The sequence below is a fragment of the Kitasatospora sp. NPDC001539 genome (assembly GCF_040298565.1).
Lineage (GTDB): Bacteria > Actinomycetota > Actinomycetes > Streptomycetales > Streptomycetaceae > Kitasatospora.
In genome coordinates this window covers 1-11748 of the sequence record NZ_JBEPAK010000220.1, presented here as the reverse complement: position 1 = coordinate 11748, position 11748 = coordinate 1, and the positions used below count along the sequence as shown (strand labels likewise).

11 protein-coding genes are annotated in these 11748 nt (G+C 71.3%); 6 read left to right on the top strand and 5 right to left on the bottom strand.

The features are described from left to right. Positions 1-147 precede the first annotated feature (147 nt). Positions 148-852, bottom strand: a complete 705-nt coding sequence (locus ABT247_RS26435) for a helix-turn-helix domain-containing protein (protein WP_350746841.1) — start codon at positions 850-852, stop codon at positions 148-150. Between the two features lie 281 nt (positions 853-1133). Between ABT247_RS26435 and ABT247_RS26430 the strand changes: the two genes are divergently transcribed. The 5 genes from ABT247_RS26430 (at position 1134) to ABT247_RS26410 (ending at position 7566) form a co-directional block, all read left to right on the top strand. Further along, a complete protein-coding gene (locus tag ABT247_RS26430) occupies positions 1134-2906 on the top strand; it encodes a DnaB-like helicase N-terminal domain-containing protein (protein WP_350746838.1) in 1773 nt (590 codons plus the stop codon). 137 nt (positions 2907-3043) lie between these two features. Beyond that, positions 3044-3856 (top strand): DUF2637 domain-containing protein, encoded by an 813-nt coding sequence (locus ABT247_RS26425; protein ID WP_350746835.1) that lies wholly within the window; start codon positions 3044-3046, stop codon positions 3854-3856. A 426-nt stretch (positions 3857-4282) separates the two neighbouring features. Then, complete coding sequence (locus ABT247_RS26420; protein ID WP_350746833.1) at positions 4283-4963, top strand: MobC domain-containing protein; 681 nt, start codon at positions 4283-4285, stop codon at positions 4961-4963. Beyond that, a complete protein-coding gene (locus tag ABT247_RS26415) occupies positions 4960-6708 on the top strand; it encodes a relaxase/mobilization nuclease domain-containing protein (protein ID WP_350746830.1) in 1749 nt (582 codons plus the stop codon). The genes ABT247_RS26420 and ABT247_RS26415 overlap by 4 nt, the downstream gene beginning before the upstream one ends. Before the next feature lie 81 nt (positions 6709-6789). Then, positions 6790-7566: a ParB/RepB/Spo0J family partition protein gene (locus ABT247_RS26410; RefSeq protein ID WP_350746827.1), complete on the top strand. Its 777-nt coding sequence runs from the start codon at positions 6790-6792 to the stop codon at positions 7564-7566. Between the two features lie 186 nt (positions 7567-7752). Here ABT247_RS26410 and ABT247_RS26405 read toward each other — a convergent pair whose 3' ends face one another. After that, a complete protein-coding gene (locus ABT247_RS26405) occupies positions 7753-8229 on the bottom strand; it encodes an NUDIX domain-containing protein (RefSeq protein ID WP_350746824.1) in 477 nt (158 codons plus the stop codon). 91 nt (positions 8230-8320) lie between these two features. Beyond that, positions 8321-9238 carry an FkbM family methyltransferase gene (locus tag ABT247_RS26400; protein WP_350746821.1) on the bottom strand — a complete coding sequence of 306 codons (918 nt, stop codon included), beginning with the start codon at positions 9236-9238 and terminating at the stop codon, positions 8321-8323. A 103-nt stretch (positions 9239-9341) separates the two neighbouring features. Here ABT247_RS26400 and ABT247_RS26395 point away from each other — a divergent pair, with 103 nt between their 5' ends. Continuing rightward, entirely contained in the window at positions 9342-9842 is a 501-nt protein-coding gene (locus ABT247_RS26395; RefSeq protein WP_350746818.1) for a P-loop nucleotide/nucleoside kinase family protein, read from the top strand. On the opposite strand, the gene ABT247_RS26390 is transcribed toward ABT247_RS26395, so the two are convergent. Then, on the bottom strand, positions 9800-10690 hold the full coding sequence (locus tag ABT247_RS26390) for a glycosyltransferase family 2 protein (protein WP_350746815.1): 891 nt from the start codon (positions 10688-10690) through the stop codon (positions 9800-9802). The two genes, ABT247_RS26395 and ABT247_RS26390, sit on opposite strands and share 43 nt — an antisense overlap. Further along, the coding region (locus ABT247_RS26385) for a hypothetical protein (protein WP_350746813.1) at positions 10687-11748 on the bottom strand (1062 nt) is incomplete at its 5' end. The genes ABT247_RS26390 and ABT247_RS26385, both read right to left, overlap by 4 nt.

Genomic DNA, 11748 nt, shown 5'->3' with positions numbered 1-11748 from the left:
GCACCAACACGACGGTCCGAGCATGCCTACCGAGCGACGGCCACACACCTCACCTGCGAAAACGTGACCCTGCCTTCGGTTTGGGAATCGCTTCTTACTGCTTGCTGGGCAGCCTCGCGAGATGGTGCCTGCGCACGCCACTCGGCTCTAGATTTCCCCATCCGCAGCAGGCTGGCTGCCGGACGCGTCGGGGGTCTCCTCGGAGACGTGCCCCCAGTCGTCGTGGTGGCTGAGGTCGAGGTAGGCAAGTTCTGACGGCAGGGCCGGCGGAGTGATGCCCTTCCGGCGCATCGTCGATCTCTGGTCCTGGACGTCCTGCGAGTAGTCGCCGATGATCTCGTCGAACTGGTTGACCAGCTTGACGTTGGCCTCGCGGGTCTGCGGATCACGGGCCGTGGCGACTTTTCGGCGGGACTCCTCCGAGCTGCTGATCGTCTTCTGCAGACCGCGGAGCGTCTCGCTGTAATTGCGGATCGCACTGAACCGCAGCTCCAGGTCATTGGTCGGCTCGTGATCGAACGGCTGCTCCCCGCAGACCCACTGGAGCGCCTCGCCGGTGGAGTACATCAAGCCCGGGAGAAGCTCGACCTCCCCGACCTCACCCAGGGGGACGAGGAAGACGACCGGGGGAACGTCGAGCACTTTGGCGAGGACCAGCACCTCGGCCACGTCGACGCTAGAACGCCGGCCGTTCTCAAGGTTGGCGATGACGTTCCGCGCGATCGGGTAGCCCAGCTTCGCGCAGGCCGCAGCGACGTCCTGCGCGCTCATTCCCCGCTCCTCGCGGAAGCGCCGGACCGCCTCGGCAACGCGGCCCGTCACGCCGGCCTGCCAGTCCTTGGGGTTCGTCATGGCAGCACGATAGCGAGACGACACAGGCGAAGTCAACATCCAGCACAGACACCGTGTCGTAGCAACACAACACCTGCCTTGACGAAGCACAGCAGGTGTGTGTTTACTCTGCGTACGTTGACGGACTCAGGCCAGCACGAGAGGCCGCGCGAGCCCGGAAACGAGGGCGGCCCCCGGTGTTAGCGCACCGAGGGCCGTGAAGGCTCCCTATGTGACCACCCATCAAGACGATCAACCGCTGTGCGGCCTGCCAGGGCCTGATGCACGGCGGGAGGGAATCCATGTCCCAGCCTACGGGCCCGGCACACGGGCCGTCGAGCTCCGGTGCGGCCAACGCCGTCTTCGACGACGACCACGCGGTGTTCCCGAAGGGGACACCGCCGAACGACCTGGATGCCGAGAGGGCGGTCGTCGGCGCCTGCATGGCGCTGGGCGCGCCCGCCATCGACGCGGCGCGCGCCATCCTCGACGCCGGCGACTTCTACCGGCCCGCTCACGAGACCATCTGGCGCGCGATCCTCGACCTCGCCTTCGAAGGGGCCCCGACAGCTGCGGTGGCCGTCGCCGACCGACTTCGAGGCGCCGGTGCGCTGGACCGCGTGGGCGGCGTGGACTACCTGGTCCGGCTCGCCGCCGAGGCGCCGCCATCGGCGAACAACGCCGACTACTACGCGGCCATCGTGCGACGCGAGTCGGAGCTGCGGAAGCTGCACGCCACGGGCATCCGGACCGTCCAGCAGGCCCTGCTGCCCGGCGCCCAGCCGGACGAGATCCGCAGCGCGCTCGATGCCGAGGTCCGCGAAGGACGCGAGCGGGCGCTGGCCTCCGGTAACAGCCGCCTCTCGCGCTTCATGGTGGACGGCTGGGACTTCGTCACCAAGACCGGGGCGGACAAGGAGCCTCTGTGGGGCACCCGCGGGGAAACCGCGTGGGCAGCCGGGGAGAGCCTGATGATCGTCGGCGCCCCCGGCGTCGGCAAAACCACCATCGCCCACCAGGTGATCTTCGCCCGGATCGGCCTGGGAGACTCGGCGCTCGGCATGCCCGTCGCCGAGAGCAAGCGCGTCCTGTACCTGGCGATGGACCGGCCCCAGCAGATCGCCCGAGCCATGGCCCGACTGGTCCGGCCCGAGCACGAGAAGCTGGTCCGCGAACGCCTCCTCATCTGGGAGGGCCCGCTGCCGACCAGCCTCGACAAGGAGCCCGGCCTCCTCGCCGAGCTGGCCACCGCACACGGCGCCGACACCATCGTCATCGACAGCCTCAAGGACGCCGTCAGCACCCTCGTCGACGACAGCCTCGCCATCGCCTACAACAGCGCCCGCAACCGGGCCCTGCGCGAGGGCATCCAGGTCCTGGAGCTGCACCACCAGCGCAAGGCCACCGCGGACGCCCCGCGCGGCCAGTACGGCTCCACCTGGCTGACCTCCGGCGCGGGCAGCGTGCTGTTCATCGCAGGTGAGGCCGGCGACCCCGTCGTCAACCTCCACCACCTCAAGACCGTCACCGGTGAGATCGGCCCGCTCACCATCGTCCACGACCACGAGGCGGGCACCAGCGCCGTCGAGGAGACCATCGACATCGCCGAACTCCTGCGCGCGACACCGGACGGCGTGACCGCCAAGCAGCTGGCCACCGCCATGACCGGCGACAAGAAGCCCGATGCCGCAGCCATCGGACGGGCCCGCCGGCGGCTGAACACCCAGGTCAAGTCCGGGCTCGCCGAGGTCGAGAAGGGCTCCGCCGGTGGCATCGGCGGCGGCAAGGAGGACCGCTACTTCACCTCCGCCCGCCACATCACCACGGCCGCCCCGCTGGCCGCTGTCGAGCAGCCCGCCATCCCGCTGACCGTCGTACCGGCCACACCGTCCACCGGCACCGCACAGGCGCCCTCCGAGCCTCCACTGACCGATGCCGAGAGCCGCCGAGTCGCAGCCGCGACGGCTGCGTCACCGGGAACAGGGCGTTTTCGCGAGCGTTCACGCACCTCCACCACCGCAACCGTCGTACAACCCGTTGTCGCGCCAAACGCTCCCAGGAAAAACCGCAGGTAGAAGCGTTTTCGCGACCGTTTACGCCGTTGTCGCACCCGAGCGTTTTCGCGCGGACCCCCCTTTAGAAGGGGGTTCGCGTAAACGCCCCCGGCAAGCGCGCACCCACCACGACCCGACCCGCGAGGATCACCTTCCGCATGACCGCCACCAACCCGCGCCGCATTCCCCGCCCGGACGCCGTCCTCGTACAGGCCGCCATCGCGGGTGCCCTGTCCTTCGCCCACCTCCACGACATCGCCGAAGCCACCGGACAACACGGCTGGAAAGCCTGGGCCTACCCCGTCTCGGTGGACCTACTGCTCGTCGCCGCCTGGCACCGCATGCGCAACCTGCGCTCCACCGGACGCCCGGCCGGCACCGCCTGGACCTGGTTCGCCATCGCCCTGACCGCCTCCCTCGGTGCGAACATCGCCACCGCCGGGCTCCTCGACCTCGCCCACGTGCCAGCATGGCTGCGGATCCTGGTGGCCGGATGGCCCGCCCTCGCCTTCTTCGGCGGCACCCTTCTCGCGCACGGTGCCAGCTCGACCACGGTCGTCGCCGAGCCGCAACCCGCCGAGGCCGAGCCCACGCTCCACGAAGACCTCGAGCCCACTGCTCCTCCCCCAGCGGGCGCACCAGCTCCGCTCACGGAAACGGACCACGACGACCCGCTCGACGACGGGCCGGACGCCGCCCCCGACGACGATGTCCAGCCTGGTGACCGGGAACCGGTGGTGGGGACCAAGCGCACCGGACGCAGGCCCGCCGCCACCATGGACGAACTGGCCGAGATCGTCCGCCCAGCCGTCGAAGAGCACGGCCCTACCCGGGCCGTGATCAAGACGGCCCTGCGCGAGGCCGGCATGCCGATCGCCAGCGACCGCCTCGGGAAGCTGACCCAGCGCTTCAAGGACGAGCAAGCCACGAGGCAAGCGGATGCGCAGGCGGCCAGCCTCTCGGCCGCCTGAAGCCCCTGCCGCTCACCGTGGCTCGCCCGAGCACCGGCCGCTGCCGGAACGGGCGGGCCGCCCACTCTTCCGCGCTGGTGATCACCGGCACCCCGCATGCCGTTGGCGGGGACACCGGAAGTCCCGAAGCCCGCCTTCTACACCGGATATCCGGCACCGCCAAGCCGGACTCCCTGCCCGACCATCACCCCGCACGCCGCATGCACTCCGCGCCTGCACCCGCCCGCCCCGACAGGAAATCCGGAGGACTTCTTGCCCGCCCCTCAGCCCCGCCGCGCTCCCGCCCGTACCGTGCCCGAGGAGGGCGCCAAGGGCGGTAGGCTGATCGACCGTCTGCTCCGCGCGTTCGGTAACTCGGCTCCTGGCGGAGCCAGTTGTACCCAGTCTCCGACACTTCGTGCGGGTCTGGGGTCCTCCGCCCCAGGGGTGGCGGAGGAAGCCCGGCGCGAGGGCGCGCCGGGCTGGGAGGTCCAGGCCGAGGGCGGCCTGGACCCGGACAAGATCGCCGCGCTGCAGCTCGACATCCTCGCCCGCGTCCGCGCCGACCAGCCGAACGCCGAGCCGCCCACCGCCGTCGATGACGAGAGCATCCGCGCCGCCCGTGACGCGTTCCTGCACGCGAACACCGCCGCCCTCGACGTCCCGAAACTGAACGCCCCCGAAGGCGCCCAGCCATTGCCCCAGGGCAAGAACCGGAAGCACACCGGAACCCGCCGCACAGAGCGGGTCGGACCGGTCAGCTACACCGAACCGGAACACGCCGAACTGCTGGACGCCGCCGACCGCCACGGATACGGGAACACGATTTCCGGATACGTCGGCGACATCTCGCTGGCGTTCATCCGGGGTGAGTTCACCGTCGACCTGCCCCTGCACACCGACCGCCTGGCCCAGCAGGAGTTCCGGGCCGAGATACGCCGGGAGATCAACGCCGTCGGCAACAACATCAACCAGATGGTCCACGTGCTCCACCGCGACGACCGCATCGAACCCGACATTCGCGAGCGCCTCGAGCAGCTGTGGCTCCTACTCACTGCCATCGCCGAGGCCCTGCTCATCCCCACCAGCCCGTCCCCGACCAGCCCCGAAGGAGGCATGGGAGCGTGATCCCCTCCATCAAGGACCCCGGCCACAACACCCGCGGCCTGCTCGCCTACCTCTACGGCCCCGGCCGCCACGACGAGCACACCGACCCGCACATCGTCGCCTCCTTCAGCCCGCTCGGCCTCCGCGATCCCGGCCGCGACCCGGACGCCACCCTCACCCAGCTCGCCCGATTCCTGGATGAGCCGGTGAACCTGCGCAACAGCGGCTTCGGCCGCAAGATCACCGACCACGTCTGGCACTGCCCCGTGCGCGCCGCCAAGACCGACCGCTACCTATCCGACGCCGAATGGGGCGAGGCCGCCCGCCGCATCGTCCACGCCGCCGGCATCGCCCCCGACGGCGACCCCCACGGCTGCCGCTGGATCGCCGTACGCCACGCCGACGACCACATCCACATCCTCGCCACCACCGTCCGCGAGGACGGCCGCCGCCCCAAGCTCCACAACAGCGGCATCCGCGCCCAGGCCGAAGCCCGCGCCATCGAGAAGGAGCTCGGCCTCCACCAGGTCCCCACCGGTGACCGGACCGGCGAGCGTCGGCCCACCCAGGCCGAGATGCACAAGGCCTACCGGCTCGGCTGGCAGCAGACCAGCCGGGCATGGCTGCAGGAACGCATCCGCGACGCCATCCCCCACGCCTCCAACGTGGAGGAACTCCTCGCCTACCTGCAGGCAGACGGCGTCGAGGTCAAGCCCCGCCGCCTGCCCTCCGGAGACCTCCAGGGCTACTCCGTCGGCCGCCCCGGCGACGTGAACAAGGCTGGCGAGCAGATCTACATCCCCGGCGGCAAGATCGCACCCGACCTCTCCCTCCCCAAGCTCCAGGCCCGCCTCGCCACCACCGCACCGGAGGAGCACCCCACCGCCCGGCGCAACCGGCCCTCCACCAGCTGGCAGCGCACCACCGACACCCTCGACACCCTCCACACCCACCTCGGCGACGACACCGCCAGCGGCGGCGATGGGGACGGCGCGCTGGCGCAGGCGCAGATCACCGCACTGGGCGACATCATCAACGCCACCGCCCAGCAGGCGCCTGCCGAGCTGCGCGCTGAACTGCGAGCCGCCACCCGGGCCTTCGCCCGCGCCCAGCGCTCCCAGGTCCGCGCCGACCACCAGGCCGCCGCCGCCCTGCGCCAGGCCGCCCGCGATGTCCTCAAGGCCGGCGACGGGCCCGACGGCAGCGCCCTCACCGTCATGATCGCGGCTCTCGTATGGGCGGCGATCCTCACCAGTCGCTGGCACCAGGCGCGCGGCCACTCCCAGCAGGCCCAGGCCGCCCAGCAGACGGTCCAACACCTGCAAGCCGCCTACGACCAGGCCGCCGCCGACCACCTCGCTGCCCTCACCCACCGCCAACCGACCAAGGAGATCACCAACACCCTCGCCGGCGACGTCCGCTCCGCTCTCCCGGACCACGCGGCGCGGATCCTCGCCGACCCCAACTGGCCCGCCCTCGCCACCGTCCTCGCCGACGCCCAGGCCCTCGGCCACCAGCCCCGCCAGCTCCTCCAGGAGGCCACCGCCCGCCGCGAACTCATCACCGCCCGCCTTCCCGCCAAGGTCCTCCTCGGCCGGATCCAGCACACCGGCCGCAACCCCGCCCCCAACCCCGCCGCCGAAGCCGCCCGCCTGCGCGCAGCCGCCGCGAAGTCCCCCGGGCTGGCCGCCGCGCCGACGGGCCCGACCAGCCCGGCCACCCCGCCCACCGCACCGGCCGGAACTCCGCAGCGCCGGACCCGCTGAGCACACCCCGGCCACCCGGCCGACATCACGCCGGGGCACCGACCCGGTGCCCCGGCACTCCACCAAGTAAGGAAACCGTTTTTGAAGATCCACCCGTCCGCCGCCCAGTACCCGATGCTCCCCGAGCACGAGCTGCACGACCTCGCCCAGGACATCAAGGAGTCCGGCCTGCTGATGCCGATCGTCCTCGACCCCGACGGTGTCCTCCTCGACGGCCGCAACCGCCTCGCCGCCTGCGAACTCGCCGGCATCGAACCCCGCTTCACCGCCTACACCGGCACCGACCAGAACGAGTACATCCTCAGCTCCAACCTGCGCCGCCGGCACCTCAGCGAGGGCCAGCGCGCCATGGTCCACGCGATGTTCCTTTCAGTCTCGGGACACTCCCTGCGCACCCACGCCAAGCTCCACCAGTTCAGCCGCACGCGGCTCTCCCTCGCCAACACCGTCCTCAAGCACGCCGCCGACCTCGCCGAGAAGGTCCGCGACGGCAAGCTCCCGCTCGACGCCGCCGCCGACATCGCCCGCCAGCGCAAGGCCGAGGCCGAAGCCAGCCAGGCCAAGCACGCCAACCTCCTCCGGCACGCACCCGACCTCGCCGTCCAGGTCACCGAAGGCCACCTCACCCTCGACGCCGCCACCGCCACCCTTGGCGAACGACAGGAAGCCATCCGTCAGGACCAGCAGCGTCTGACCGCCATCGCCGAGCGCTGGACCACCCTCCAGAACCTTGCCCGCGACCCCGACAGCCTCCATACCCACCAGGTTCTCGACGGCCTCACCCCTGCGGCACGCGACCTCGCCGACCGCCTCATCGCCCTCGAAGCCCAGGCCAAGGAGGTACACCAGCACAGCTGACCCCCAGCCTGCTCACGGGCTAACGGCCCTGCTGAGATGTCGGTTTGATGTCGCCTGCGGCGGCCGGGAACCATCCCGGCCGCCGCCCAAACGGTGCCGCTGACAGTCGGCGGACTCACTTTTCGACGCGCAACTCCCATACAGGCAGAGGGACCGCCTAGCAGCAACCGTCCTTGCGCCCGCCTATCACGCCGTGGTGGAAGGCCATCCGTAGCGGGAGAAGGAGGGGCCTCCATTCCGGTACGCAACCAGGGCCTGCCTGGCGGTCGGAAACGCGGGCTCGGGAAGGCGGTCTACGGCGACCCACTGGGCAGCCAGGTGCTTTTCCGGCTCGGTGTTGGTCAGTTCGCCGGTCCACGTGTCGGTGGCGAAGACGAAGAGGACGAACTGCCCGGCCTGGTCGAAGCCCTGCTCGATGTGGATGACGTGGACGAGTACAAGATCGGCCGGGTCGACGAGCAGGCCGGTCTCCTCCTTGAGCTCGCGGGCGGCGGCTTCGTCGAGGGCTTCGCCGGGCTCGGCCTTGCCGCCGGGGACGGTCCATGACGGCTGCAAGGACCAGTTCCGGGCGGCGTAGAGCACGGCAGCGATCGTGTCGGTCTCCTGGTCGTGGACGATGACGCAGACCGCGTTGCGGCTGTTCATCACGCTGGTGTTCGTCACGGTGCCCACTCCTTGTCAACGTGCCGGAGGATTCAGTGGTCCAGGTGGGAGGCGCGGATCGGGCCCCCGCTGCTGGGACGAGTGGGTGCTCTCAGCGCCCGATGGTGAGGCGGTCGGCGTTGGTGCGCGAGAAGACCAGGTCGGTCATCTGCTCCGGGGTCTTCGTGCACCGGACAGGCGGCTGCGGTCGGCGCATGGCCTGGGGGTAGCTGGCCGGGTCGTAGTCGTTGGTGAGCGTGTACGAGTGGAAGCCGTGCTCGCGCAGGGCTTCGATGATGCCGGCGGCGCTCTCGCCCTGCTTGGCCAGGAGCTTGGGGGTGACTTCCACGACCAGCTCGACGTCCTCGCGCAGGTGCGGCAGCGCGGGCAGCAGTCCCCTGACCGCCGCCGCCTCGGCACCCTCGACGTCGATCTTGATGACTCGGGCGGTGTCGAGTTCGGCCTGGCCGAGGAGTTCGGTGAGCGGTGCGGCCGGCACCTGGAAGGTGGTGTGGACGTGGCGGGGCCGGATGGCGGTGGTGTGACCGAGGTTGGCCGGGTCCTCCAGGTAGAGGGTCAGCGTGCCGGTGAGGTCGGAGGCGGCGGCGCGGACGGTGCGGATGTTGACCCGGTGGTTGGCGGTGGCCGCGCTGGTGAGGTCGTCATGGAACTGCGGGGTGGGCTCGATGGCGACGACTCGGCCGGTCGGTCCGACTGCATGGGAGGCCAGGAGGCTGAACGCACCACGGTGGGCCCCGACGTCGACGAAGGTGTCCCCGGGCCGCAGGCGGTCGCGCAGGAAGGCGCTCAGGTTCGGCTCCCACTCGCCGAAGAGGTACTGGTAGCGCTGGATGACGTCGCTGGTGGTGACGGTGACCAGGTCACCCGAGCGCAACCGGGCAGCGGTGTGGAGGGGACGGGTTCGCAGGTGGTCGTCGAGGAAACTGTCGACGAGCTGGGCCTTGCCGACAGTTCCGGGTGCGTGGCGGACGTAGGCCCGCAGCAGGCGGGCGAGGGCGGAGGCAGACACGCTGTGCTCCTTCGAGTGGCGGCGGGTGCGGAACGCGGCTCCCGGAGCCGCCCGTGGTGGCAGACTTGCCGGTGAACGCTGGTGGCGGTGAGGGGAGTTGTCGGTGGCCGAGAGTGGTCCGGTGGTGTTCCTGCTGGTGGGGCTCACCGGTTCGGGGAAGACGACCTACGCCCAGCGGGAGCTGGAGCCGCAGGATGCGGTGCGGCTGTCGGTGGACGAGGCCGTTCACGAGCGGCACGGCCGGTATGGGATCGACTATCCGGAGAACACCTACTTCGAGAAGGAGGCCCCGGTCGTCGCCGAGCTGCACTCCCGGCTGGTCGAGCTGGTCTTCGAGGGCCGGGACGTGGTGTGGGACCACGGGCTGTGGCAGCGGAAGGACCGCGACGCGATGAAGGAGCTGGTGGAGTCGGCCGGCGGTCGGTGGCGGCTGCTGTACTTCCCCGTCGATCGGGACGAGCTGCTGCGCAGGCTGGCCGAGCGCAACCAGCGGGGGGACGCGAACGCGCTGATCGTGACGCCGGAGGCTCTGGACGACTTCTTCGCGCGGTTCGAGGTGCCTCAGGACGAGGGCGAGGAGATCGTGGAGCCGGGCTGGCTCTGACGGGGCGGGCGCCAGGCGGCGTGGATCTGGGCGGCTTCGGCGGCCCAGTCGTCGGGCAGGCGGTCGAGGGTGACGTGGCGGAAGGCCAGGCGGGGGTCGGAGACGTCGATGCGGCCGTGGTGGCGGTCGATGTGCTGCAGCAGGCGGGTGGCCTCGGTCCGGACGGCCGGGGTGTGCTCGGTCCAGGCGCCGGAGGTGAAGCGGTCGACACGGCGGCGCAGGTCGTCCAGGACGCCGGCGCGCCACTTGAAGTGGTGGACGCACGCGAGCGTGTGCGAGTCGGGCCTGCGGCCGGGGGCACGGTGGTTGCCGGAGGCGACCGTGACATCGGAGAGCGCAAGGACGATCTTGCGAGGGTCGCCCTGCAGGAGGCGGTGGGTGAGGTGACCGCCGAGCGGGAAGGCGCGGTCAAGCCCGCTCTCGGGCCGCCAGAGGGCGAGTCGGCCGTCCGCGCTGACGCGGTCGAGCATCAGCCCGCCCACGACCGCCCGACCGTTCTCCTCGGCCTCCACGGTGACCTCGCCGAGCGTGGCCGGGTACGTGTGGAACTCGTCGGAGTCGGCGAGCAGGTGCCAGCCGGGCCCGGCCTGCTGGCGCAGAGCGTCGCGCAGTTCGGTGTTGGTGTGCTCGTGCCACGGCCCGGTGCTGACCTGGCCGGTGGGCAGGTCGAGTTCCCGGGCGGTGCCCAGCAACTGGCGACGCCAGGCGTCGGGGACGTGCTCGGCGAAGTGGAAGGCGAGGTGGAAGCGTTCGATGCCGAGCCGGCGGTAGTGGGAGGTCCAGGCGGTCAGCAGGGCCGGTTCGACCGGGCCGATCACGGCGACCAGCGCGGGGGCGGCGGGCGTCATCGGTACTCCTTGATCAGGTCGGTGTAGGTGTCGATGAGGTAGGCGGCCTGCTCGGCTGCCGACAGCATGTCCAGCGCCGTGGGTGCCTTCGGCCCCGGCCGCTCCGGCGGCCCGTCCGCCAGAGCGTCGAGCACGGCGGCCAGGGCACCCGGGTCGCCGGCCGGGAACACATGGGCCCAAGGCTGCCCAACCAGCCGCTCGGTCAGGTCCGGGTCGTGGTCGGAGACGATCAGCGGGACATCGAGCCGGGCGGCGTCCATGACCAGGCCGGACTCCTTGCCGGTGCCGGGACACCGGGCCACCACGGCGGCATCGGCCGCGGCATAGACCAACCGGAGGACGTCCTCGCCGACCGGGCCGGGCACGGTGTGGACCCGGACACGGGGCAGGCGGTGCCAGCGTTCGAGTACCGCGTCGTCCAGCGGAGTGCCGCAGACCAGGACGTGTAGCGGCTTGGTGAGGCTGGCCAGGGCCGCATCGACGGTGGCGAGGTCCTTGTAGGGCCACCAGCCGCCGACCAGGCAGACCGCCGTCGCCGAGGCGGGGATGGTGAAGGCGGCGCGGGCACCGTCGCGCTCGGCGGCGGTGAGGGGCCGACCGTCGTCGACCGCGAACGCCCGCACCCGCCCTGGGAGGTGGGGGAAGGCCGGGGAGAGCCGGTCGCGGACGGCGGTGGTCGGGTAGAGGGCGACCACCTGCTTCTCGCTCCGCCGGGCGAGCCGACCCAGCAGCCGGACCGGTGAGTCTTCGGTGGTGACCAGTTCGTGGATGAACCGCAGGTGCGGGGTACCGCCGAGCAGGGCGGCCATGCCGTGCAGGGCTTCGCTCGCGCTGAGGATCACCACGGCCGCCGGCTGAGGGGCGAGGCGGCGGGCGGTACGCAGGCATCCGGCTTCGGTCAGGCAGCGGGCGATCAGGGTGACCTGGTGCGGCAGCCGGCGGAGCGGCAGCGGCCAGCGCCGTGAGCGGAAGGCCCGCTTGCCAGCGGTTGAAACCCGTTCCGCCGCGCGCGCTGCGGCCAGCAGGGCCTTCGCCGCCGGACCCACCGGTCCGGCGGC

Excerpts from the sequence above, each read along its gene's own strand:
- ABT247_RS26390 (WP_350746815.1), bottom strand. The coding sequence starts at position 10,690 with ATGACGCCCGCCGCCCCCGCGCTGGTCGCCGTGATCGGCCCGGTCGAA.
- ABT247_RS26435 (WP_350746841.1), bottom strand. The coding sequence starts at position 852 with ATGACGAACCCCAAGGACTGGCAGGCCGGCGTGACGGGCCGCGTTGCC.
- ABT247_RS26425 (WP_350746835.1), top strand. The coding sequence starts at position 3,044 with ATGACCGCCACCAACCCGCGCCGCATTCCCCGCCCGGACGCCGTCCTC.
- ABT247_RS26430 (WP_350746838.1), top strand. The coding sequence starts at position 1,134 with ATGTCCCAGCCTACGGGCCCGGCACACGGGCCGTCGAGCTCCGGTGCG.